The sequence below is a fragment of the Streptomyces sp. NPDC004610 genome, assembly GCF_040609715.1.
GTDB lineage: Bacteria > Actinomycetota > Actinomycetes > Streptomycetales > Streptomycetaceae > Streptomyces.
This window is the reverse complement of the sequence record NZ_JBEXLA010000059.1, coordinates 1-25,823: the sequence shown is the minus strand read 5'-3', so window position 1 is coordinate 25,823 and position 25,823 is coordinate 1. Positions and strand designations below refer to the sequence as shown.

The following is a 25,823-nucleotide window of genomic DNA, read 5'->3' as shown; positions in this document are numbered from 1 at the left end:
CAGGCGTTGCCGGGCGGCCGTCCGGGACCGCGCTACCGAGAGGCACCCCGCGGTCATCCCGGCCCGCACTGCCGAGAGACACCCGGCCGTCATCCCGGCCCGCACTGCCGAGAGACACCCGGCCGTCATCCCGGCCCGCACTGCCGAGAGACACCCGGCCGTCATCCCGGCCCGCACTGCCGAGAGACACCCGGCGGATGTCAGGGCCCGCGGCGGCGGGCGGGCGGTGGGCGGCCGGGTCGGTGTCGTACGGTATGCCCCGGTCGGGCGGGGTCACATCGTCGTGGGTCATTCCGCGGCCAGCCGGTCGCGTTCCACCGCTTCGTACAGGGCGCGGATGTTCGCGCTGCCGAAGCCGCGGGAGCCGCGGCGCTGGATCAGCTCGTAGAAGAGGGTGTTGCGCTCGTAGGGGGAGCGGCTGAAGAGCTGGAGGAGGTCGCCCCACTCGTCGCGGTCGGCGAGGACCTGGGCCGAGCGCAGCCGGTCGATCTCGGTCTGCATCCCGGGCAGCCGCTCGACGAGGCCGTCGTAGTAGCTCTCCGGCACGGTCAGGAACTCCACGCCCTGCTCCCGGAGCTCATGGACGGCGGGGATGATGCTCTCCACGAGGAACGCCAGATGCTGCACGCCGGGTGCGCCGTTGCGCTCCAGGAAGGCATCGAGCTGGCCGGGGCCCTTGCCCGCGTCGGGGGCGACGAGGGTGAAGGTGACCTTGCCGGAGTCGCTGCGCACCACGAGGGAGTCCATCGCGTGGGCGCCGACGTCGACGTACTCGGAGGAGTAGCGGGTCAGTCCGAAGGCTTCGCGGTAGAAGGCGCCGAAGGTGTCGATCGAGTTGGCTTCGAGGCAGATCGCGATGTGGTCGAGGAGCTGGATCCGGCCGGCGGGCACGACGCCGGGTCCGTCCGTCAGGGGGGACCAGGTGCGGCCGGGTGGCGGGCCGGGGAGGCGGGCCGCGTCGCGCGGGACGAGGGTGTGGGTGACGCTGCCGAACGCGGACACCGTGGTGGTGCCCTGGGAGGTGCCGGTCACGGTGGCTCCCGCCGCCACCGCCGCACGGGCGCTCTCATTGACGTCGTCGCAGGTCAGGGCGATATCGGCGATGCCGTCGCCATGGGCGCTGAGGAACTTCCAGGTGGCCGGCCCGGTGGTGACGACCAGGTGCACGGTGCCCTGGCGCAGCAGCGCGGAGCTGCGGTCGACGCCCACCGCCTCGGCGGTGCGGGTGAAGCCCATCGAGGAGACGAAGTAGTCGACGACGGATTTCCTGTTGCTCGTGTAGAGCTCGATATACGCGACGTCGTGCACAGCCATGGGGTGCCTCCTGGGCGGGCGTCTGCCGGGATACGAGGGCGGGGCGGGGGTGCCTCAGCGGCACCGCTCCCGCCGGTCCGTGCCGGTGCGGGTGCCGGTGCGGGTGCGGATCCTGCCGGTGTTCACCAGCACCATTCCTGCTGGTGGAGCAGGTGTCCGGCCGTGATGCCATGGTCCGCGCACCAGGCCATGAACCCGTCGATCTGCTGGACCTGCTGCGGGTCGCCGGGGTGGATCGGGGAGAGGAAGTGGGGCGGCGCGGGACGGGCGCCGACGGGGTGGACGTAGGCCTGTCCGGCGCCCAGCTCGCGCATGATCGCGGCTGCCTGGCCGGCGCTCCAGCCCGGTGCCCGGTGCGGGTCGCCGGTGCTCCGCCCCCGGGTCAGCAGGGGGTGGTGGAGCCAGGCCAGCGGAGCGCTGTCGCACCCTACCGCGAGGAACGCGTAGTCGGTGCTGCCCAGTTGCTGACGGATGCAGCGGTAGGGCAGGGGGTCGAGGCCGGAGGAGTTGGCGCCGATGAACACCGACCGCCCGGCGAGTTCCACCCAGTAGGTCGACTCGCCGCGCAAGTCCGGGAGGCCACGCTCGCCGAGGAACGGGGTGGCCACGACCCGGCCGCCGGGGAAGGCGAACTCGTCGTAGTCGGTGGCCTCGACCACGGGGAAGCCGAGGCGGCTGAGATACAGACCGGTCGAAGGGGTCTCCTGGCCCGGTAAGGAGCGGGGGACGACGATCGTGCCGATACGGCCGCGCAGTTGCAGCAGGGTCTCCAGCACGATCGGGTCGCGGTGCCCATGGGTGACGAGCACCAGGTCGATGAAGTCGGGCAGGTCGTCCGGGGTGTAGCGGTCACCGGCGCCGCGGTCCGCGCTGATGAAGGGGTCGGTCACCACCGCTCCCCGGGCGGTCTGGAGGACCAGACAGGAGTGGCCGAAGTAGCGGATCCGGCCCCCGCCCTCGATATGCCGGTACGGCTTCGGCGGTGCCGACTCGTCCAGCAGCATGGCCAGGTTCTCCGCCTGGGTGTCGTCCAGGCCGAGTGCCTCGCCGAGCCCGCTGACCATGGCCGGCGCCTGGGTCCGCCGTACATGGAGCAATGCGTCGGGCCGTTCCTCGTTCCGGTCGGCGTGGGCAGGGGTGTGCGGGGGCGTCACCGGGGCGTGCGGGGGCATGGAAGGGGCGTTCGGCTGCGGGAACTGCACCCTGGGTACGGGTGCGGGCGCCTGCTGCGCATAAGGGATGCGCGCGCCCGGGGAATACCCGCCACAGGTGTGCGACCCGGTGGAACGCAGCCGCGTTTCCGGTACGGGAAATCGCGGGAATATGAGATTCCGCAACAATATCGAATGCGGCACATCGGGAACCGATCTCACCGGGTGAGACCGGGCAGGGGATCTTTCCGCCAATGGCTCGACTGGCGCCTTCTGCCGGGGAAACCTCAGCTCATCCACCATGTGCGCCCTCAATCTCGCGAAACAGAACCAGCACCCGAGGGTTCCGGGCAATCCGGCGCCGAACGGGCGCCGCCGGGATTCGGGTTGCTCGTCCTCCGCACTATGGCGTGGGACGGTTCGGGGGAACAAGGCTGGGCCGGGTTGTTCAACTGGCGCGTCACGCACTTGAACGCGACGGGAATGTCTCCGGGTTCTTCGTTCTTCGCCCGGTGTATTTCCGGTGCGGACCGCGGGGCATGCCTTCGCGGGTACGGGCGGGGTGCCGAATCCCACCGGTGCGCGGGCACGCCAGCGGGCGGCTCCGCGCCCAGCTCACGGGCGGTGGCACCGGCGGTGGCGCGATCGGGCCGCCGCGGCGGATTGCAGCGGAAAAGCATCAGTGACCGGACGCGGCTGCGCGTCCGGTCACTGTCGTCACCGCTGTCCCGGCCGGTGCTGTCGCGTGCGGCCGGGTCGGGGTCAGTCCTCGATCCAGCCGTGGCTCTCGCTGAACTTCTTCAGTTCATGGCGCAGCTGGAGGATCTGCTCCCCGGTGAGACCGGGTCCCGCCTTCAGCAGCAGTTCGGTGATGTCCCGGGTGAACTCCTCCGTCGTGAGCACATCGCACACCGGGTAGTCGCCGTCCGCCGCCGGGCCGTCGAGCGACCTCCCGGCCTGGGCCGCGGTCGGCGCGACCCGGGACTGCGCGGGCCCCGCGGACCTGACCGGGGCGGGCCCGACGGGCACCTCGGCCCCTTCCGCGAGCTTGATGTGCGAGGCCCGCTGCCCGCGGTCGCCGTCGGCGATCTCGAACTCGACCGCCAGTCCCGGACGCAGATAGTCCTCGGGAATCAGCAGGTCGTTCACGTGCAGGAAGATGTCCTCGCCACCGCCCTCCGGAGCGATGAACCCGTATCCCCGCATGCTGTCGAACCGCACCACACGCCCAGTTGTCATCACGTACACCCCTAGCCAGCCACCCGGGCCCCTTGCCCGCCGCACCCCGATCCTAGTCTGCCCCGGCGCGGCGGCGAAGGGCGAGGTCGGAAACGGGGCCGGGGGCGGCCCGAGACGGCCTCGGGGGCGTCGCCGGGTGCGGTCCCCGGAGGCGTCGCCGGGGACGGTCCGAAACGGGCGGGGGCGTCGCCGGGTGCGGTCCCCGGAGGTGCCGCCGGGCGCGGCCCGAAACGGCGTCGGGAGCGTCTTCGGGGGCGTCTCCGAGGGCGTCTCGGGGGGCGTCCCCGGGTGGTGAGGGAGGCGCGGCGCCGACCCGACGCTCAGCGCTGTCGCCAGCCCCGTTCGCCCAGGGCCTTGACCAGCACCTCGGCGAGATCGCGGGTGACGCTCAGATGGACCTGCCCGGTGGGCTGGCCGGCGGAGTGCTCAAGGTGGACGTCCTCGACGTTGACCCCGGCGCGGGAGGCGTCGGTGAAGAGCCGGGCCAGCTCGCCCGGCTGGTCGCCGATCATCACCGTGACCGTCTCGTACTGCTCGGGGCGGGTGCCGCGCTTGCCGGGGATCCGGGCGCGTCCCGACCGGCCGCGGCGCAGCAGGGTCTCGACGGTGCGGGCGCCGCCGCTGCGTTTGTCCTCGTCGGTGGCGGCCATGGCCCGCAGTCCGGCGACGGCGTCGCCGAGGCCGCCGGACATCTCCTCCAGCAGATCGGCCACCACCAGCGCGTTGGCGCCGAGGATGTCCATCCACAGTCCCGGGTCGGCGGCGGCGATCCGGGTGAGGTCGCGCACGCCGGGACCGGCGAGGCTCACGGCGCGTTCCTCGGCATCCTCCAGGAGGAGGGCGACCAGGCTCGCCACGACATGGGGGGCGTGCGAGACCAGGCCGACCGCCCGGTCGTGCGCCGTCGCCTCCATCATCACGGGGACCGCCCCGCACATCGTGACGAGTTCGAGGGCGGTGTTGAGGGTCTCGGTGTCCGTGTCGGGTGTCGGGGTGAGGACCCAGTTGCAGCCGTCGAAGAGGTCGGGGCGGGCGCCGAGCGGGCCACTGCGCTCCCCGCCGGCCATCGGGTGACCGCCGACGTAGCAGCGGGTGTCGCAGTCGAGGGCGATGATGTCGCGCTGCGGCCCGGCCTTCACGCTGGCGACATCGGTGTAGTGCCGGGCGACGCCCTCGGCCTGCAGCCCGGCGACGACCGAGGGCACCAGCGTGGGCGGTACGGCGACGAGGGCCAGGTCGACGGTCCCGCGCGGGGCGTCTGCCGTGCCGGCGCCGAGGGACGAGGCGATCCGGACCGTGGCCGGGTCGGCGTCCCGCAGATGCACCCGGGTACCGCGGGCTTTCAGGGCGAGCGCGGCCGAGGTCCCAATCAATCCGGCGCCGACAACTAGAACGTCTTCCATAGTGACCATATCCATTCCCTCGGCCGACCCTCGTAGTTGACATCGCAACCCCCCCGACTAACATCGGATCAAACGGGCGTCGCGCATAGCGGCCATACGTTACGGGGCTACGGGGTATTCGAGAAGCGTTCGGCTGAACAACCATTTTTGATAGCTGCCGCATAAACAGCCAAAAAGCGATCCTTTTTGTTTACGCGCAGTCATTCCCTCATCCGACGCGGTCAACCGCCCCATACTCCGCTCTTGCCGTGTGGGTGATTTTTTTGCGCTGATGCGTATGCGTCGATCTGCCCGCACATCACTACACCACAGGGGGATGGTGTGAACAAGCTCGATTCCGGAAAGAACTCGTTAGATACCAGATCGAATGGCGATCTCGTTGACTCGGCAAACGGATCGCCCGGCACCGGAAGTGGAACGGCGGCTGTGACGGGGGAATTGACCGATATCCCCATCACGCTGCTGCAATTCGGCGACTCACCCCGTCTGGCGGGTCAGGACAAGAAATACACCGAACAGCTGGCGGAAAGTGAGACACCGCTGCCGCCGATCCTGGTGAACCGGCGGACCATGCAGGTCGTCGACGGTACGCACCGCGTCCTGGCCGCGATCCTCAGGGGGTGGGAGACCATCCCGGCCCGCCTGGTGGACGTCTCCCGCAACGACGCGTTCCTGCTCGCGGTCGAAGCCAACACACAGCACGGTCTGCCGTTGTCCCAGGCGGACCGACGGGCGGCGGCAGCCCGGCTGGTCACTTCTCATCCCCATATGTCGGACCGGGCCATTGCCCGGGTGTCCGGTCTCGGGGCGAAGAGCGTGGCCGCGATCCGGCGTTCAACTGTCTCCGAGTCACAGTTGAACGCCCGCGTGGGCAGGGACGGACGGGTGCGGCCGGTGGACCGGGTGGCGGGCCGGCAGCGCGCGGCGGAGGTGATCGCCCAGAACCCCGAGGCGTCCCTGCGGGAGGTGGCTCGGCTGGCCGGAATCTCACCGGCCACGGCGAGTGATGTACGCAAGCGGCTTCTGTCCGGCGAGAACATCGTCGGTGAGCCGTCGCGGCCGGCGGCCTGTGCCGCCCCGTCGCAGCCGGAACCCCGGCGCGACGGACCGCGGGAGGAACCCATCGAACACGCGGCGTCCCTGCTGGAGCCGCTGTTGCACGACCCGGCGGTGCGCAGCGCCGAACTCGGCCGACGGCTGCTGCGACTCCTCCAGTTCAATGTGATCGGCGGACACAAGTGGTTCGAGCTGGCCGAGGCGGTACCGGCGCACTGTGACGCGCTGGTGATCGCCCTGGCACGGCAGAACGCGGGTACATGGCTGGAGATCGCCCAGGCGCTGGACGAGCGGGTGGTGCAGTCTCCGAGCCTCAGCAGGGTGCAGGACGGTCCCCCGGCTCCGACGGGCTGAGCCGGAAACCGGCGCGACACGCACGACACGCACAGCAGGAACGACACGGCACGGTCGGCGGGTGCACAGGCACCCCCGGCCGTGCCGCTCGTTTTCCCCGGGCCGGCCGACGGGCGGCGAACGACCGACCCCATGAAATGGGCGTTCACTCACTCGCGAACGTACAAACTCGGCAAAGACTTGATCCGGCATTAAAACCGGTCAACGGCGCCGGACACAGGACTAGACAGGATTTACCTCACGTGTGACATTGAGGCTGCCCCCCGCGAAATGGCCAGCGCCCGCACGCGAGGTGATCTCATGCAACAACAGCACGACGACGCCCCCACCGCTGTCCCTGCTCCTGTCCTGAAAGAATCTCACAACAGTTCGATCCCAAGGCATCCTTTAGAACCGGAGAAGGATGTCGTGGCGGTCGCTATCTCGGCACTTCTCCTGGGAGAGTCCCCGCGTATCGAGGGACAGGACCGAGAGCACATCATTCGTCTGGCAGAAACCGAAAATACGCTTCCCCCCATCGTGGTCAACAAACGCACTATGCAGGTGATCGACGGAGTGCACCGGGTCTTCGCCGCCATCCTGCGCGGTGAAGAAACGATCAGGGCGATCTTCTTCGACGGCAGCACGGAGGACGCTTTCCTGTGTGCCGTTCAAGCCAACATGGCTCACGGGCTGCCGCTGTCACTGGCGGACCGCCGCGCCGCCGCGGAGCGGATCGTCGTCTCGCACTCGCAGATCTCGGACCGGGCCATCGCCCGTGCCACCGGACTCGGCGCGAAGACCGTCGCCGCGCTCCGGCGCCAGCTCGCCCTGTCCGCACCGCATGTGCAGGCCCGGGTCGGCATCGACGGCAAGGCCCGCCCGCTGAACAGCGCCGCAGGTCGGCTGCGTGCCGCCCAGGTGATCGCCGCCCGGCCGCAGGCGTCGCTGCGCGAGGTGGCCCGGCTCGCGGGGATCTCGCCGGCGACGGCCAGTGATGTCAAGAGGCGCCTCGCGGGCGGCAAGCCCCCGGTGGGAACGCTCCCGTCGACCGAGCCGGACACCCACACCCGGCCCGTCGCAGCGGAAACGATCCAGCCGAGGACCCAGCGCCGGACCGTTCCCGAGCCCCTCGACCCCGGTCACACCCTGGAGAAGCTGACGCGCGATCCCTCGCTGCGCCAGAACCAGATAGGGCGCGAATTGCTGCGACTCCTTCACCACAACGCGATTGTCATGAAGGAGTGGCCGGAACTGGTGTCCGCGGTACCGGAACACTGCACCAGGTCGACAGCCGATCTGGCCCGGCAATACGCCGAGAGCTGGGTGAGGTTCGAGGAACGCGTACGCGCCGCCGGCTGAATCAGCCGATCCAGAGATCCGGGCCGCCTCGACCGGGCATCGGCCGATCGACCGTACGATGCCGCGCTTTCCATCCTTTCCCTTTCCGGTTGAATTCTCCGGCGTTTCGCATCGGAATATCATCCGGTTCATACGGGCAGGAAGGCGACGGCATTCACATCGGGCATGGAGACCTCCCGCTTTCCGATCGAGACGGCCCGGACACTGGATCCGACGACCCCTTTGCTCCACCCCTACCTGAGTGTTTTTGGGCGCAAACCGATGCCGTATTCCTCCGCTGCCGCCGACCGGGCGCGGTCCGCCCGTCCAGCACGCCCCGCCTGCACGGAGACCGGGCCGGACGAGGCCCGGCACCCCCGGGCCGCCTGCGCCCGGGACGCCCGCACGATCACCCTCGCCGACAACGGCACCGGGTCGCACCACGCCCAACTGCCCCCGAATTACTGGCATTTCAGGGGCGATTTCATTGCTTCTGCTGACCTGCCTCTCAGTGCCTTCCGGGAGATTCCACGGGGCGGCCGGGCCAGGGACCGCGGCCGGGCCGCCGTCCCTCACGTACGGGGGCTGTGCAAGGGATCGGCGCAGGGCCGGTGGGTGAAGTAAGCGGAATTCCCGGGCGGGTTCGGGGAGGTGGCCGCCGAGGTGTCGCGCGCGGATTACCCGAACCGGGTGCGGAACGGCCGGAACCGGGGCCACTGTCGGCCCGCCCCGCGCGCGTCCGAGGCCGCCGAGGGCCCGTCCCTGGGGGCATTTCACGCCAAGAACATCGCGGTGCCGCCGCCCGACGACCGGTTCCGTGCGCCGGCCGAGGAGAGGGGACAGGGGGTCACCGAACGGGCCGGGGCCGACCGCGCCTGGCTCCCCAGCAGGCGCGCGCCGACCCCGTTCTTCACCCGTTCGAATGAACTTCCGCTGCCGCCCAGGGCGGACATCAGCGGTCGAGCGGGCCCCTCCGGCCGCCGCACCCGTATCACGGGCAACCGCCCGGCTCCTGCCATGGGAGGGCTCCCAGCGCAGGTGGGACGAGCGGCACGAGGTCATGGGAGCCAGCATGGACGGCCCGAGGTTTCCTCCCGGTGACCGTCTGCGTTAACCGCAGCCTTATCTCACGTCTGGGGCAATGTTCGCCATGCGGATTCTGGTGGCTGAGGACGAGGTCTTCCTCGCGGACCTGGTGGCCGAAGGGCTGCGGGACCAGGCGATGGCGGTCGATGTCGTCTACGACGGGGCCGACGCGCTGGAGCGCCTCGCGGTCAATGACTACGACGTCCTGGTGCTCGACCGGGACCTGCCCAAGGTGCACGGCGACGATGTCTGCCGCCAGCTGGCGCAGTTGGGCGGGCGGGTGCGCATCCTGATGCTGACCGCCTCCGCCGCCGTGCACGACCGGGTCGCGGGGCTGAACCTCGGGGCCGACGACTATCTCGCCAAGCCCTTCGTCTTCGACGAACTGGTGGCGCGCATCCACGCCCTCGCCCGCCGGGCCGGTCCCCCGCTGCCCCCGGTGCTGGAGCGCGGCGACATCACCCTGGACACGGCCCGCAGACAGGCGTCCCGCAGCGGGCGCTATCTGTCGCTGTCCCGCAAGGAGTACGCCGTGCTGGAGGTGCTGATGCGGGCTCAGGGCGCGGTCGTCAGCACCGAGGACCTGCTGGAGCGGGCCTGGGACGAGCACACCGACCCGTTCACCACCGTGGTGAAGGTGACGATGAGCAAGCTGCGGGCCAAGCTGGGGGAGCCGCCCGCCATCGTGACCGTGCCGGGCAGCGGATACCGGCTCTGAAACGCGTGTGAGGGTGTCCCCCGCGCCGACGGGGACACCCTCACACGCCGGGCGTCCGTACGGGCCGCGCCCCGCACACCCGGGCATCGGCCCGACGTACTCGGGCATCGGCCCTGCATATCCGAGCATCGGACCGACATACTCGGGCGTCGGCCCGACGTCTTCGGGCATCGGCCTCAGTACTTGCCGAAGAACTCCAGGATCGCCTCGTTGACCGCCTCCGGGCGTTCCAGATGGCCGAGGTGACCGCAGCCGGGGAGTTCCACGAGGTCGCAGTCCGGGATGAGGTCGGCGACCTCCGCGCCGAGGTGCGGCGGGGTGATGACATCGTCGGCGAAGGCGATCACCCGGCACGGCACGGTGATCGCGCGGAGCGCCTCGCGCCGGTCCTGGTGGGTGTCGATCCAGTCCTGGCCCCCGGGGACCGCGTCACCGGCCAGCTCGAAGACATCCAGCCAGGACGCCACCGCCCGGTCGTCGTCGAGGGTGCTCGGCGAGAGCATCCGCAGCACCGAGTTGACGGCCCGGTACTTGGCGGGAAGTCTGACGCCGCTCTCCTGGAGGAGCCGGTCCGCGGTGTCCTGCGCCCGGCGCAGCACGTCCGAGCGGCCCCGGGTGGCCATCAGGACCGCCGAGCGGACCAGCTGGGGATCGCTGATCGCCAGCTCCTGCGCGATCATCGACCCCAGCGAGGTGCCCACGATCCGGCACGGCGCCAGCTCCAGCGTCTCGATCAGACCCTTGGTGTCGGCCACCAGATCCGCCAGCGCGTACTTGCCCGGCGGGGCGTCCGAGGGCCGGATGCCCCGGTTGTCGAAGGTCACCGTGGCATACCCGGCCCGGCGCAGTGCCGGGGTCTGGTGCAGGTCCCACACATGACCGGCCGCGCCCGAGCCCATGATGAGCAGCACGTTCTCGCCCTGCCCTGAGCTCTGGTAGGCGAGCCTGATTCCATTGGCGCGCAGATGGGGCATCCCCGGTTCCGTCCCGTCCGTTCCTCGTGCCGCGCTCCGGCGGTCGCTACCAGCGCCACTCACGCTTGTTGAAGAGGTGCTCGGCGGTGATGTCGTTCGCCTTGCACCAGGTGAGGAACTCCTCGATCTGCTGGATCTGGTAGGTGTCCGGCGTATACGTCGTCGCCATGACGTGGCCCTGCCAGCTCTCCTCGCCCATGGCGTAGATGTACGCCTCGTCCGAGCCCAGCTCGGTCATGATGGCGGCGGCCTGCTCGGCGTTCGACCCCGACAGCTTGCGGGAGTCGCTCATCTTCTTGGTCACCGGCCGGGTCAGCAGACCCTTGTAGAGCCAGGTCAGCGGGGCGCCGTCGCACTCCATACCGAGGAACGCCTTGTCGACATCGCCCAGGTGCGAGCGGATGTACTGGTACAGCACCGGGTCGATCCCGGAGGAGTCCGCGCCGATGAACGCCGACAGACCGGCGATCTGGACGACGTATGTCGACTTGGAGCGGATGTCGAGGTCGGAGTGCTCGCCCAGGAACGGGGTGGCCACCACGCGGGCGCCGCCGGGCAGCGGCACCTCGTCGAAGTCGTCGACCTCGATCACCTTGAAGCCCATGGACCGCAGATAGAGGCCGATCGACGGGTCGCAGAGATTGCCGCGGGAGGAGCGCGGGACGACGATCGCGTCGGTGCGCGAACGCAGTTGCAGCAGGGTCTCCAGCACGATGTGGTCCTGGTGCCCATGGGTGATCAGGACGGCGTCGATGTGGTCGGGCAGGTCGTCCAGGGTGTACCGGTCGCCGTGCCGGTTGTCGGTGCTGATGAAGGGGTCCACCACGACGGCGGCCTCGGGGCTCTGGAGCACCAGACAGGCATGGCCGAAGTAGCGGATCCGGCCGCCGCTCTCGATGTGCCGGTCGGGCGAGAGGCTGGGCTCCGGGGCGAGCAGCCGGCCGAGCTGCGCGGCCTGCGCGTCGTCCAGTTCCAGCGCCTCGCGCAGCGCCGCGAGGGTGGTGCCCTCGATCCGCGCCCGCATCAGCGCGTCGATGCCCGGGTGGTCGAACGGGATCGGCAGATCCAGTACGTCGGGCTGCGGCAGCCGCGGGGTGCTGAGGATGAACGGCCGCTCCACACCGTCGTCCAGGGACAGCTGGACGGACTGACGGCGCCGGTCGAAGGCCGGGCTGTGGTACAGCAGCGGCTCGATGACATGGACGGACGCCTGGTTGCTGGTGTCGTAGGCCAGCTCCACCAGTCCGTTCAGCGCCGACGGCAGCTTCGGGTACAGCGGGGTGAGGTCGAAGCCGGTGGCGTTCTGCCGGAGCAGATCGTCGGCCTCGGCGATGCCCGCGGCGAACGCGAGCATGTCGGCGCGGTCGCGCTTGATGGTGTCGAGCAGCTCACTGATCTCCGCCGCCCGCGCCTCCTCCACATTGATGAAGTAGCCGCCGCGCAGCGCCGGGTTGTTGCTCGCCGCGACATGCACCTGCGGTGAGTGCAGGTACGACTCCAGCAGCGGCACCTGGACGTTCGCCAGGTTCATGGACGCCTGGGCCGGCGACACGATATGCATCCACGCATAGAATCTGTCGACCAGTGGTTCGATGATCGCATTGGAGCGGAGAAATACCCGGTCTTGGCTTTCAGGCATCTGGCCCTCCCGTCAGGACTTTCAACTGCCGTTTCACTGCCGCCCGGTCGCCAGGAACTGGTTGCGCGTACGTTTCTTCGCCGCTCGGCGGACACTAAATCACCACAGTGCCGCGCGGGCGTCAACGGCCGACCTCCGCTGTTCAACCGCGCGATGCCGCAGTTGAACAGCGCTATGGGCCCTCCCCCGAGCAGTGCCGGGCGATCGGCTTGATTCGTTCCGCGCCCTATGTCACCGTGAAATAGCCCGTCGCTGCGGTCCCTTGTCGCCGAGAAGTGAGGACAGTGCGGTGCCCAATCCTTTTGAGGATCCCGACGCAAACTATCTGGTCCTGGTCAATGACGAAGGCCAGCATTCGCTGTGGCCGGTCTTCGTGAATGTGCCGGACGGTTGGAAAACCGTGTTCGGCGAGGCATCGCGGGACGACTGCCTCCAGTACATCGAGAAGTCATGGACCGACATGCGGCCCAAGAGCCTCATCGAGGCCATGAAGGCCGGCAGCTAGCGCGGCGCCCCAGCCCCACGGCACCGCACCCAGGCCGGCGGCCCCACCGGGCCGCCGGCCTCGCCGCGTCCCCACCCGCACCACCCGCACACCACACGCATTACCCGCACCACCGGCCCCCGGCCTGACCGGCGCGGGGTTTCCACGAGGTGACCGAAAGCGGTAACCGCGTCCTTAACCGCCTTCTGCCCCAATGAATCCTGCGGATAATGGCGGCCGGGCAGCGGCGGCGGCCCGCCCCACATGGTCACCATCGCAGGAAGCGGGTACAGGTCGTGCGGCTGCTACGGATCCTCAAGCGCCTCCCCCTGATGTTCAGCGGCTCCGTGCGGGCCCGGATGACACTCCTCTACGGCGGCGGATTCACGGTGATCAGCCTGGCCGTGCTGATGGCCGCGCAACGGTTCCAGCAGTGGGCCGTCGACGGCAAGGTGGAGAACTTCGTCACCCCCGGCGAGATGGCCGGCGTCCCCTGCGATCTGCGGCCGGAGGACGTGCCGTGCTCGGACGTGCCGTACGAGCCGTCCATGACGGCGCCCATCGACGGGTCGCCCGACAACTCGACCTTCGTCGTCATGCAGAAGGCCCAGCTCCAGCAGGAGCTGGCCAGCACCCAGCTGATGGTGAGCCTGATCGCCATCGCGGCCATCGTGACCCTCGCCTTCGCGGTGTGCTGGTGGCTCACCGGTCGGCTGCTGCGCCCCCTGCACGATGTCACCTCCACGGCCCGCCGGCTGTCGCTGTCCACGCTGCACGAGCGGATCGCGCTCAACGGCCCCCAGGACGAGCTGAAGGAACTCGCCGACACCTTCGACGCCATGCTCGACCGGCTGGACCGCTCCATGGCCAGCCAGCGCCGTTTCGTCGCCAACGCCTCCCACGAGCTGCGCACCCCCCTCGCCATCCAGCGCACCGCGATCGAGATCGGCCTCGCCGACCCGTCGCCCGAGCGGGTGGCCAAGATCCGCGGCGAACTGCTGCGCGCCACCGAACGCTCCGAACGCCTCATCGAGGGCCTTCTCGTCCTCGCCCAGGGCGAGCAGGGGCTCAATGTCCGCGCCCCGGTGGACCTTGAGGTCGCCGTAGACCAGGTCATCTCGGAGCAGTTCCGCTTCGCCGAGCGCCGCGGCATCACCCTCAGCGCCACCACCGAGCCGGTCTCCGTCTCCGGTGACGAGGTGCTGCTCACCCGGCTGATCGCCAACCTGGTGCAGAACGCGATCCGTTACAACGACGCCGGTGGCTATGTGCTGGTCGAGCTGTCGGCCGAGACCGGGCTGCTGGTCTCCAACAGCGGGCCCGTGGTCCCCCCGGAGCAGGTCGGGGAGCTGTTCGAACCGTTCCGGCGGCTCCACTCACGCCGTACCGGCCCCGGCGAGGGCGCGGGCCTGGGCCTGTCCATCGTCGCCGCCATCACCGACGCCCACGGCGGCACCGTGCACGCCACGGCCAACGCCGGGGGCGGACTGGCGGTACGGGTGGACCTGCCGACCCTGACACCGGTCCTCGCCCTCTGAGATCCCGGCCCTTCTTCCTCCACACCGCCGCCCCGGACCCGAAGGTCCGGGGCGGCGCTGCGTTCACCCGCCCGAACCGGGCTCCGTGCCGCCACGCGTCTCCATCCAGGCCGCGATGGCCTCCCATGCCCGGCTCAGCATGTCCGGGAGCATCAGATCGGTGTGCTTGCAGGGCATCCCCACCGTCGAGATCGTGCCCTGCACGAACGGCTCCCAGCGCTGCCGCCGCTCGTCCAGATCCGGCACGTCCCGACGGTCACCGTCACCGTCACCGCTCTCGCCGGCCTCGCCGGCCTCGCCGGCCTCGCCCTGGGCGACGAACAGCAGCAGATCACCCTCGAAGACCGAGGACTCGTGCTTGCGGCGCAGGGTCGTGTTGTTGCGGAAGATCTTCTGGATGAGGAGCAGTTCCTCGTCCGTGATGCCGTCGATGATCCCGCCGACCTCCTGCCGGATCCGCGCCGCGGCCTCCCGCAGCTGCGCCTCCGGATCACGGTCCTCCGGCGCGGGGGCCGGTCGCTCATCACCCTCGGCGCCCTCCGGCCGTCGCGGCTCCCCACCCCTAGGCGGCCGGGGCTCCGCCCCCCGGGGCGGCCTCGGGGCCTCCGGCCCACCGGGCTCCGCACCCTCGGGCCGCCGCGGCTCCGCACCCTCAGGCGGCCTGGGCTCCGCACCCTCAGGCGGCCTGGGCTCCGCGCCCTCCGGCGCCCGCGGAGCGTCCTGCGCGCCGGGCGGGCGCTGGGGCTCGCTGCCCGGAGGCGGCGACGGATACGAGTCCATCACCACCAGCGCGGCCACGGTCTCACCGGCCGCCTGGAGCCGGACCGCGATCTCGTGCACCGGGATGCCGCCGAACGAGAAGCCGACGAGATGGTAGGGGCCGTGCGGCTGGATGGTGCGGATCTGCTCGATGTACTCGTCCGCCATCGCCCCCAGGTTCTCGGGCAGTTCCGCTTCGCCGTCCATGCCGATGGCCTGGAGGCCGTAGAGCGGGATGCCGTCGGTGGCGTAGCGGGCCAGGGGCCGGTAGCACCAGCTCAGGCCGGAGGCCGGGTGGACGAAGAAGAACGGTGGCCGGTCGCCCTCGGTCCTGATCGGCAGGATCCGGTTGAGCGAGTCGCTGACGGCGGACAGGTCGAGTTGGCGGACGATGCCGCTCACGGTCGGCGCGGCGAACACCTTGCGCACGGAGGTGGTGATGCCCTTCTCCGCGAGCCGGGTGACCAGCGTGACCGCCAGCAGGGAGTGCCCGCCGAGGCGGAAGAAGTCATCGTCGTAGCCGACCTCCTCGACCCCGAGTACCTCGGCGAACGCCTCGCTGACGACGTACTCCAGACTGGTCGCCAGATTGCGCCGGGTGTCCCCACCGGCGGTGTAGTCGGGTGCCGGGAGGGCGGCGCGGTCGAGCTTGCCGTTGGCGGTGAGCGGGAGTTCCGGGAGGGCGACGACGGCGGACGGGGCCATGTGGTCGGGCAGCCGCCCGGCGACGAAGTCCCGCACCCCGGTGGTATCCGTATCGGCGCCCGCGACGACGTAGGCGACGAGGCGTTTGTCGCCGGGGGTGTCCTCGCGGGCTACCACGGCGGCCTGGGCCACCTCAGGGTGCGTCAGGAGCACGGTCTCGATCTCGCCGGGCTCGATACGGAAGCCCCGGATCTTGACCTGCGCGTCCGCCCGGCCCAGGAACACCAACTGGCCCTCGGTCGTCCACTTCACCAGGTCGCCGGTGCGGTACATCCGCTCACCGGCATCGAACGGCGACGCCACGAACCGCTCACCCGTCAGCGCGGCCCGCCCGATGTACCCCCGGGCCAGCCCGGCACCGGACACATACAGCTCGCCGGTGACACCGACCGGGACGGGGCCGAGGGTGTCGTCCAGGACGTAGAAGCGGGTGTTGGCGATCGGCGAACCGATCGGGACCGCGCCCATGTCCGGTGTCAGCTCAGCCGTCGCCACACCGATGGTCGTCTCCGTCGGACCGTAGTGGTTGAAGACCTGACGGCCCTCGGCAGCGGCGGCCGTCACCAACTCCCGCACCCAGCCGACCGAGGCGGCTTCACCACCGAGTACCACCGACCGGGCCGGGAGCAGCCGCTCGATGCCCGCCGGGCCGGTCAGCGCGGCCAGATGTGACGGCACCACCTTGAAGGCATCCACCTCGTGCTCCGCGAGATAGCTCGCGACCGCCTCCGGATCCGTCACCATCTCGTGTTCCAGCACATGCAGCTGGCCACCGGAGACCAGGCTCGCGAAGACGACCGTGTTGCCGAGGTCGGTGACCTGGGCCTGGAGCAGCGCGTACCGGGCGCCCGGCTCCGACCAGCCCAACCGGGCGGAGGCCGATGCCACGTAGTTGGCCAGCGATCCCTGCGTTACCCCGACGCCCTTCGGCGTCCCGGTCGAACCCGACGTGTAGATCACATATGCCAGGTCGAGCGGATCGGTCGCAGGAGCGGGCACAGGTCGTCCCTCCGGCAACTCGTCCAGCCGCAGCACCGGAACACCGAAGGTGCCCTCCACCTCACGGTCCAGTACGACCACCCGCGCGCCGCTGTCCGCGAGCATGAACGCCATCCGCTCGGCCGGCATCCCGGAATCCATCGGCAGATAGGCCGCGCCCGCCCGCCAGACACCCAGGATCGCCGCGATCATCCGCGCACCCCGGGGCAGGCACAGCCCCACCACCGACTCGCGGCCCACGCCCGCCGCCAGCAGACCCGCCGCCACCCGATCGGCCTCCGCCGCGAGCTGGGCGTAGGTCAGCTCCACGCCCTCGGCGACCAGCGCCACCGCGTCCGGGGACTCCGCCGCCTGCCGCAGGAACCGGTCCAGGACACCGACATCCGTCCCGGTCGTCGCCGTGGCGTTCCACCGGTGGAGGACCAGGTCCCGTTCCTGGGGCTCAAGGATCTCGACCGTGCTCACCGGGATGTCCGGTGTGGCGGTCACCGTGGCCAGGACCCGGGTGAACCAGTCGGCCAGGCGGGTGGCCGTCGGCGCGTCGAACAGATCTGCCGCCGCCGTCACCGCCCCGCGCAGCCCGGCCGGACGGCCTTCGGCGTCGAACATCTCGGCGACGGCGAAGTTCAGGTCGTACTTGGCGGGCTCAGGTGCCGCCCCGTCGAGCGGGCCCGAACCGCCGCCCGCGGCCCCGCCCGTGCGGGCCTCGGCGAGGTCGAGGGATGCCTCGCCGGTGTTCTGGAGGCTGAGGAAGACCTGGAACACGGGGTGCCGTGCCAGGGAGCGGGACGGGGCGAGTTCCTCCACGAGGCGTTCGAAGGGCACGTCCTGGTGGGCCAGTGCCCCGAGGCTCGCCTCCCGTACCCGGCCGAGCACCTCGCGGAACTCCGGGTCGCCGGAGAGATCCGTCCGGATCACCATCGTGTTGACGAAGAAGCCGATCAGCTGGTCGAGGGCCTCGTCGGTGCGGCCCGCGATGGCGGAGCCGATGGGGATGTCGGTGCCGGAGCCGATCCGGGAGAGGGTGACCGCCAGGGCGGCCTGGAGGATCATGAAGACGGTCACGCCCTCGCTGCGGGCGAGTTCCGCCATCCGCTGGTGCACCTCGGCGGGGACGGGCAGCGCCACCCGGTGGCCCTGGTGGCTGGCCATCGCGGGCCGGGGCCGGTCGGTGGGCAGCGGCAGTTCCTCCGGGGCCCCGGCGAGGGTCCGGCGCCAGTAGTCGACCTGCGTGGACAGCAGGCTCTCCGGGTCGGTCTCGTCGCCGAGCAGTTCGCGCTGCCAGAGGGCGTAGTCGGCGTACTGCACCGGCAGGGGCTGCCAGTCGGGGGCCTCGCCGCGCAGCCGGGCCGCGTAGGCGGTGGAGAGGTCGCGGCCCAGGGGGGCCATCGACCAGCCGTCACCGGCGATGTGGTGCATCACCACGACCAGGATCTGCTCGTCGGTCCCGGTCTCGAACAGGGACGCCCGGACCGGTACCTCGGCCGACAGATCGAAGGCGTGCCGCATGGCCCGCCCCAGGACCTCGGGCAGCCGCCCGCGGTCGACCTGCTCGACATGCAGCGCCCAGTCCAGCTCCCCGGGGTCGAGGATGCGCTGGTACGGCTGGCCGTCGACGGCCGGGAAGACGGTGCGCAGCGATTCGTGCCGGGCGATGACGTCGCGCAGCGCCTCCTCCAGCACCCCGGCGTCGACGCCGCTGAGCCGGACCGGCATCGGGATGTTGTAGGTGGGGCTGGGTCCTTCGAGCTGGCCCAGGAACCACAGGCGGCGCTGCGCGAACGACAGCGGCACCCGCTCCGGCCGCTCCCAGGCCCGCAGCGGTGTACGGGCCCGGCCCGCGCCGTCGGCGAGATGGGCGGCGAGGGTGGCCACCGTCGGGAACTCGAAGAGCGAGCGGACCTCGACCTCCACGCCGAGCACCACCCGGATCCGGGAGGTCAGCCGGACCGCCAGCAGGGAGTGCCCGCCGAGCTGGAAGAAGTTGTCGTCCACGCCGACCGACTCCAGGCCCAGCACCTCCGCGAACGCGGCGCACAGGATCTCCTCCTGGGCGGTGGCCGGGCCCCGGCCCGCGCCGGTGGCGTACTCCGGGGCGGGGAGGGCCTTGCGGTCCAGTTTGCCGTTGACGGTCACCGGGAGCTGGGCCAGGCGGATCACCGCGGCGGGGACCATGTGGTCGGGCAGCCGGCGGGCCACGAAGGCGCGCAGGGCCTCGGGGTCGTCGTCGCCGTCGGGGTCGGTGGGGACGACATAGGCGACGAGGCGCTTGTCGCCGGGGGCGTCCTCGCGGGCGACGACCGCGGTGCGCAGGACATCGGGGTGGGTGAGGAGGACGCTCTCGATCTCGCCGGGTTCGATACGGAACCCGCGGATCTTGACCTGCTCGTCGGTCCGCCCCAGATAGAGGAGCTGGCCGTCGGGGGTCCAGGCGGCGAGGTCGCCGGTGCGGTACATCCGCTCGCCGCCGGTGCCGAACGGGCAGGCCACGAAGCGTTCCGAGGTCAGGGTGGGCCGTCCCACATACCCGCGGGCCACCCCGGCGCCCATGACGTACAGCTCGCCGGGCACTCCGGCCGGGACCGGGCCGAGGGTGTCGTCCAGGACGAAGAGGCGGGCGTTGGTGATCGGGGTGCCGATGGTGGGCCGGTCGCCGGGGGCGAGGGGCGCCGACATCGACGCGCAGACGGTGGTCTCGGTGGGACCGTAGGCGTTGATCAGCCGGCGTCCCGGCGCCCACCGGTCGACGAGGGCGCTGTCCAGGGCCTCACCGGCGGAGACGAGGGTGACGACCGAGGCGAGGTCGGCGTCGTCCAGCGTGCGCAGCACCGCCGGGGGCAGGGTGGCGTGGGTGATGCCCCGGTACGCCTCCGGGCCGCTGAGGGCGCTGCCGGGTGTGTCCTCGTCGGCCCGCGCCAGGACGAGGGTGGCGCCCGAGCACAGGGTGACGAAGACCTCCGACACCGCCGCGTCGAAGCCGACGGACGCGAACTGGAGCACCCGCGAGCCCGGTTCGACGGCGAACCGCTCGCCCTGCGCGGCGACCAGGTTGACGATCCCGGAGTGGGGCACCGCCACACCCTTCGGGGTGCCTGTCGAGCCCGAGGTGTAGATGATGTACGCCAGTCCGGCCGGGTCGATCACCGTCCCGGGCGGGGTGACGGGGCCGTCGACCGTCATCGCGAGGGTCATCGGGTCGTCCAGGGCGACCAGGGGCACCCGGCCGACGGGGAGGTCGTCCAGGGTGTCCTGGGTGCCGAGGACGAGCCGCGCGCCGCTGTCGGCCAGCATGAACGCCACCCGGTCCACCGGCAGCCTGCGGTCGACCGGCAGGAACGCGGCCCCCGTCTTCAGCACGGCGAGGATCGCCGTCACCAGTCCGGCCCCGCGCGACAGGCACAGCCCGACCACCGACTCCGGCCCCACCCCCATCCCGACCAGATAGCGGGCGAGCCGGTCCGAATCGGCGTCCAGGTCCCGGTACGAGACCTCGGCACCGTCCACCGCGACCGCGACCGCCTCCGGAAGGGCCTGCGCCCGCTCCCGGAACAGCTCCACCACCGACGCGCCCGGCACCTCGGCGACGGTGTGGTTCCAGCCGCCGGCCAGCAGCGCCCGCTCCTCGGCGCCGAGGACATCGACCGCGCCCAGCCGCACCTCGGGCGCGTGGGTCACGGCCCGCAGCACCCGGGTGAACCAGTCCGCGAACCGGGCCGCCGCGGGCTCGTCGAACAGGTCGGCGGCGACGGTCACCACCCCGGTCCAGCCCGCCGCCCCGCCCTCGGCGTCGAACTGCTCGACCATCACCACATCGAGGTCGAACTTGGCGGGCAGCGGCACCGAGGAGTCGGCGGAGCCGTCACCGCCGCCGGGCCCGCCCGGCGACTGAGCGCCCGCCTGATCCATGTTCTGCACGGTCAGGGTGACCTGGAACAGGGGGTGGCGGGCCATCGCCCGCTCGGGCGCGAGTTCCTCCACCAGCCGTTCGAACGGCACGTCCTGGTGGGCGAAGGCCCCGAGGCTCGCCTCCCGCACCCGCCCCAGCACCTCACGGAACTCCGGGTCCCCGGACAGATCCGTCCGGATCACCAGCGTGTTCAGGAAGAAGCCCACCAGGTCGTCCAGCGCCTCGTCCCCGCGGCCCGCGATCGGCGACCCGATGGGAATGTCCGTACCGGCGCCGACCCGGGACAGGGTCACCGCCAGCGCGGCCTGCAACGCCATGAACGCGGTGACCCCTTCGGCGCGGGTCAGCTCCATCAGCGCCCGGTGGACATCGGCCGGCACCCGGAAGCCGACGGCGTGCCCGCGATGGCTGGCCACCGCCGGACGCGTACGGCTCACCGGCAGCGGCAGTTCCTCCGGCGCCCCGGCCAGGGTCTCCCGCCAGTACTCCACCTGCCGGGACAGCAGACTGTCCGCGTCCTCCGGATCGCCCAGCAGCTCCCGCTGCCAGAGGGTGTAGTCGGCGTACTGCACCGGCAGCGGCGCCCACTCGGGGGCACGCCCCGCCAGCCGTGCCTGGTAGGCCGCGGTCACATCCCGCACCAGCGGCCCGCGCGACCAGCCGTCACTGGCGATGTGGTGCACGACCATCAGCAGCAGCTGCTCATCCGGTCCGGTCGTGAACAGCCACGCCTTCAGCGGCGGCTCCACCGACAGATCGAACGCGTACCGCATCGCCCGGCCGAGCGCGTCCGGCAGCTCCTCCCGGGTGACCTCGGACACCTCCAGCTCCCAGTCCAGCGCGGCCGGGTCGAGCACCTGCTGATACGGCTCGCCGTCCATCGCCGGGAACACCGTCCGCAGCGCCTCGTGCCGGGCCATCACATCCCGGAACGCCGCACCGAGCACGGTGGCGTCCACCCCGCTCAGCCGCATCGGCGTGGGGATGTTGTACGTCGGGCTCGGCCCCTCCAGCTGGCCCAGGAACCAGAGCCGTCGCTGAGCGAACGACAGCGGCACCCGCTCCGGCCGCTCGGCCACCACCCGCAGCGGAATCCGCGCGCGCCCGCCGCCCTCCGCCGCCAGCGTCGCCGCGAGCAGGGCCACGGTCGGCGCCTCGAACAGCGTCCGCACCTCGATCTCCACACCGAGCAGCACCCGGATCCGGGACACCAGACGGACCGCCAGCAGCGAATGCCCGCCCAGATCGAAGAAGCTGTCGTCCACCCCGACGGACTCCACACCGAGCACATCGGCGAAGGCCGCGCACAACGCCTCCTCCTCCGGAGTCTCCGGCCCCCGCCCGCCACCGCTCGCGTACTCCGGCGCGGGCAACGCCCGGCGGTCCAGCTTGCCGTTGGCGGTCAGCGGGAGTTCCGGGAGGGCGACGACGGCGGACGGTGCCATGTGCTCGGGCAGCCGCCCGGCGACGAAGTCCCGCACCCCGGTGGTGTCGGTATCGGCATCGGCGACGACGTAGGCGACGAGGCGTTTGTCGCCGGGGGTGTCCTCGCGGGCTACGACGGCGGCCTGCTGGACCTCCGGGTGCGTGAGCAGGACGGTCTCGATCTCGCCGGGTTCGATACGGAAGCCCCGGATCTTGACCTGCGCGTCCGCCCGGCCCAGGTAGACGAGCTGGCCCTCGGTCGTCCACTTCACCAGGTCGCCGGTGCGGTACATCCGCCGGCCGCTGTCGAACGGGGACGCCACGAAACGCTCACCGGTCAGCGCCGGGCGGGCGATGTAGCCCCGGGCCAGTGCGGCGCCGGAGACGTACAGCTCGCCGGTGACACCGACCGGGACGGGGCTCAGCAGGTCGTCCAGGACGTAGAAGCGGGTGTTGGCGATCGGCGAACCGATCGGGACCGCGCCCATGCCCGGTGTCAGCTCGGCCGTCGCCACACCGATGGTCGTCTCGGTGGGGCCGTAGTGGTTGAAGACCCGACGGCCCTCCGCAGCGGCGGCCGTCACCAGCTCCCGCACCCAGCCCGCCGAGGCGGCCTCACCGCCGAGTACCAGCGAACGGCCCGGGAGGAGCCGCTCGATGCCCGCTGCGCCGGTCAGCGCGGCCAGGTGCGACGGCACCACCTTGTAGGAGTCCACCGACTGCTCCGCCAGGTAGCCCGCGACCGCCTCCGGATCGGTGGCCGCCTCCGCGTCCAGCACATGCAGTTGACCGCCGGAGACCAGGCTCGCGAAGACGACCGTGTTGCCGAGGTCGGTGACCTGGGCCTGGAGCAGTGCGTAGCGGGCGGCGGGTTCCGACCACCCCAGCCGGGCGGAGGCCGATGCCACGTAGTTGGCGAGCGCTCCTTGCGTGACCCCGACGCCCTTCGGCGTCCCCGTCGAACCCGAGGTGTAGATCACATACGCCAGGTCCGCGGGGTCGGAGGCCACCTCGGGTGAGCCCGTGCCGCTGTACGCCTCCAGGAGGATGCCGGTCGTCGGATCGTCGACGGCGAGCATCTGGACCCGGCCCGCGGGCAGATCGCCGAGGGTGTCCTCGGTTCCGACCACCAGCCGGACGCCGCTGTCGGCCAGCATGAACGCCACGCGCTCCACGGGGAGTTCCACATCGACCGGCAGATAGGCGGCCCCGGCCTTCCACACCGCGAGGATGGCCGTCACCATCTCCGCACCGCGCGGCAGGCAGAGCCCGACCACGGACTCACGTCCCACACCGAGGTCGCGCAGATGGCACGCCCAGCGGTCGGCCCGCTCGCCCAGTTCGGCGTAGGTGAGGCTCTCGTCGCCGGCCACCACCGCCACCGTGTCCGGCACCTGCCGGACCTGCTGCTCGAAGCGCTCCAGCACGGAGGCCGTCCGGGTGTCCGTGGCGGTGTCGTTCCACTCGGTGAGCACCCGGTCGCGTTCGTCCGCGTCCAGGACGTCCACCGCGCTCAACCGGACGCCGGGTGTCTCGACCACGGTCTCCAGGACCCGGGTGAACCAGTCGGCCATGCGGCCCGCCGCAGGTGCGTCGAAGAGGTCGGCGGCCACTGTGAGCGCTCCGCGCAGGCCCGCCGGGCGGCCCTCGGGGTCGTACGCCTCCACCAGGGAGACCCACAGGTCGAACTTCACCAGGGCGGAGTCATCACCGGTGTCCATCCCGGCACCGCTGCCGCCGCTGCCGCTGCCTGAGGCGCCGCCGGTGCTGACGCCGGGCATGTCCAGGGCGGCGTCCCCGGTGGTCTGCATGGTCAGGACGACCTGGGCCAGCGGATGGCGGGCCATAGACCGCGACGGGGCGAGTTCCTCGACCAGGCGCTCGAAGGGCACGTCCTGGTGGGCGAACGCCCCGAGACCGGCCTCGCGGACCCGGCCGAGCACCTCACGGAACTCCGGGTCGCCGGACAGGTCGGTGCGGATCACCAGCGTGTTGAGGAAGAACCCGACCAGGTCGTCCAGGCTCTCATCGGTACGGCCGGCGATGGGCGCCCCGATCGGGATGTCCGTACCGGCGCCGATCCGGGAGACCGTGACGGCCAGCACGGCCTGGAGGACCATGAAGACGGTCACTCCCTCGGCGCGGGCGAGGTCGGCCAGCCGCTGGTGCAGCTCGGGCGAGAGACGCAGCCCGACGCGGTGTCCCCGGTGACTCGCCACGGTCGGCCTGGGCCGGTCGACCGGCAGTGCGAGTTCTTCCGGGGCTCCGGCCAGGGTGCGGCGCCAGTACTCCACCTGCTCCGAGAGCAGGCTCTCCGGGTCGGACTCCTCCCCCAGCAGCTCGCGCTGCCAGAGCGCGTAGTCGGCGTACTGGAGCGGCAGGGGTCGCCAGTCGGGGGCCTGGCCCTGGAGCCGTGCGGTGTACGCGGTGGACAGATCGCGGCTCAGCGGCCCCATGGAGAGACCGTCACCGGCGATGTGGTGCATCACCACGACCAGCATCTGATCGTCGGGCCCGGCCTCGATCAGCGTCACTCGGATAGGCAGTTCGGCCGACAGGTCGAAGGCGTATCCCGTCGCCCGGCCGACGGCACGGCCCAGTTCACCGGGTGCCACCCGCTCGACCTGGAGCGCCCAGTCGAGGTCATCGGGGTCGAGGATGTGCTGATACGGCTCGCCGTCCACCGCCGGGAAGACCGTCCGCAGCGATTCGTGCCGGGCGATCACATCGCGGAACGCCGCGTCGAGCACGGTGGCGTCCGCGCCGCTCAGCTTGATCGGCAGGGGGATGTTGTAGGTGGCGCTGGGTCCTTCGAGCTGGGCCAGGAACCACATCCGGCGCTGCGCGAACGACAGCGGCACCCGCTCCGGCCGCTCCCTGGCCTGTAGCGGCGTACGGGCGCGGTCGGTGCCCTGGGCGATACGGGCCGCCAGTCCGGCGACCGTCGGCGCCTCGAACAACGCCCGCACCCCGACATCGACACCGAGCACGGCCCGGATCCGCGAGGTCAGCCGGACGGCGAGGAGGGAGTGCCCGCCCAGTCCGAAGAAGCTGTCGTCGACCCCGACGGACTCGACGCCGAGCACCTCGGCGAACACCGCACACAGGATCTCCTCCTGGAGGGTGGCGGGGCGTCGGCCTTCGCCGGCGACATAGGCGGGGGCGGGCAGGGCGCGGCGGTCCAGCTTGCCGTTCACCGTGAGCGGCAGCGCGTCGAGGGTGACGAAGGCGGCCGGGACCATGTACTCCGGCAGCCGTGCCGCCACCAGCTCCCGCAACGCCTCCAGATCGGTGGCGTCCCCGGCCGGGACCACGTAGGCCACCAGCCGCTTGTCACCCGGCGCGTCCTCGCGCACCACGACCGCGACCTGAGCGACGGCCGGGGCATCCAGCAGGACGGCCTCGATCTCACCCAGCTCGATCCGGAAACCACGGACCTTCACCTGCTGGTCCGCGCGGCCCACGAACACCAGCTGGCCGTCCCCGGTCCACTTCACCAGGTCACCCGTCCGGTACATCCGCTCACCCGCATCGAACGGCGACGCAACGAACCGCTCACCCGTCAACCCCGGACGACGGATATACCCACGGCCCAGACCCGCGCCCGACACATACAACTCACCGGCGACGCCGACCGGAACCGGCTCCAGCACATCATCCAGCACGAACAACCGCGCATACGACAACCCACGCCCCATCACCGGCACATCACCCACCGACAACCCACCCGACACCGACGACACCACCGTGAA

Annotated in this window: 12 protein-coding genes; 5 read left to right on the top strand and 7 right to left on the bottom strand. The window is 71.2% G+C overall.

What is annotated here, in order from left to right; genetic code table 11:
- Window positions 1-288: 288 nt before the first annotated feature.
- From hppD to ABZX40_RS39265, 4 genes are all read right to left on the bottom strand, one after another.
- Window positions 289-1,314, bottom strand: coding sequence for a 4-hydroxyphenylpyruvate dioxygenase (gene hppD / locus ABZX40_RS39280; protein ID WP_355750223.1), 1,026 nt, complete (start codon window positions 1,312-1,314; stop codon window positions 289-291).
- A 122-nt stretch (window positions 1,315-1,436) separates the two neighbouring features.
- Window positions 1,437-2,486 carry an MBL fold metallo-hydrolase gene (locus ABZX40_RS39275; protein ID WP_355750220.1) on the bottom strand — a complete coding sequence of 350 codons (1,050 nt, stop codon included), beginning with the start codon at window positions 2,484-2,486 and terminating at the stop codon, window positions 1,437-1,439.
- Window positions 2,487-3,227: 741 nt separating this feature from the next.
- Complete coding sequence (locus tag ABZX40_RS39270; protein WP_355750217.1) at window positions 3,228-3,704, bottom strand: cold shock domain-containing protein; 477 nt, start codon at window positions 3,702-3,704, stop codon at window positions 3,228-3,230.
- 320 nt (window positions 3,705-4,024) lie between these two features.
- A complete protein-coding gene (locus ABZX40_RS39265) occupies window positions 4,025-5,116 on the bottom strand; it encodes a prephenate dehydrogenase (protein WP_355750214.1) in 1,092 nt (363 codons plus the stop codon).
- A gap of 417 nt (window positions 5,117-5,533) precedes the next feature.
- On the opposite strand from ABZX40_RS39265, the gene ABZX40_RS39260 reads away from it, so the two are divergent.
- From ABZX40_RS39260 to ABZX40_RS39250, 3 genes are all read left to right on the top strand, one after another.
- Window positions 5,534-6,517, top strand: a complete 984-nt coding sequence (locus ABZX40_RS39260; RefSeq protein ID WP_355750212.1) for a ParB N-terminal domain-containing protein — start codon at window positions 5,534-5,536, stop codon at window positions 6,515-6,517.
- A gap of 300 nt (window positions 6,518-6,817) precedes the next feature.
- Window positions 6,818-7,858: a ParB N-terminal domain-containing protein gene (locus ABZX40_RS39255; protein ID WP_355750209.1), complete on the top strand. Its 1,041-nt coding sequence runs from the start codon at window positions 6,818-6,820 to the stop codon at window positions 7,856-7,858.
- Between the two features lie 1,129 nt (window positions 7,859-8,987).
- A complete protein-coding gene (locus ABZX40_RS39250; protein WP_355750206.1) occupies window positions 8,988-9,641 on the top strand; it encodes a response regulator transcription factor in 654 nt (217 codons plus the stop codon).
- A gap of 176 nt (window positions 9,642-9,817) precedes the next feature.
- Here the strand turns inward: ABZX40_RS39250 and ABZX40_RS39245 are convergent, their stop codons facing one another.
- On the bottom strand, window positions 9,818-10,615 hold the full coding sequence (locus ABZX40_RS39245; RefSeq protein ID WP_355750203.1) for an alpha/beta fold hydrolase: 798 nt from the start codon (window positions 10,613-10,615) through the stop codon (window positions 9,818-9,820).
- Between the two features lie 46 nt (window positions 10,616-10,661).
- A complete protein-coding gene (locus tag ABZX40_RS39240; RefSeq protein ID WP_355750200.1) occupies window positions 10,662-12,254 on the bottom strand; it encodes an MBL fold metallo-hydrolase in 1,593 nt (530 codons plus the stop codon).
- Between the two features lie 289 nt (window positions 12,255-12,543).
- On the opposite strand from ABZX40_RS39240, the gene ABZX40_RS39235 reads away from it, so the two are divergent.
- Window positions 12,544-12,759: an MbtH family protein gene (locus ABZX40_RS39235; RefSeq protein WP_355750197.1), complete on the top strand. Its 216-nt coding sequence runs from the start codon at window positions 12,544-12,546 to the stop codon at window positions 12,757-12,759.
- Window positions 12,760-13,034: 275 nt separating this feature from the next.
- Window positions 13,035-14,276: a HAMP domain-containing sensor histidine kinase gene (locus ABZX40_RS39230; RefSeq protein ID WP_355750194.1), complete on the top strand. Its 1,242-nt coding sequence runs from the start codon at window positions 13,035-13,037 to the stop codon at window positions 14,274-14,276.
- 63 nt (window positions 14,277-14,339) lie between these two features.
- On the opposite strand, the gene ABZX40_RS39225 is transcribed toward ABZX40_RS39230, so the two are convergent.
- Complete coding sequence (locus ABZX40_RS39225) at window positions 14,340-25,736, bottom strand: amino acid adenylation domain-containing protein (RefSeq protein ID WP_355750249.1); 11,397 nt, start codon at window positions 25,734-25,736, stop codon at window positions 14,340-14,342.
- Window positions 25,737-25,823: the final 87 nt, after the last annotated feature.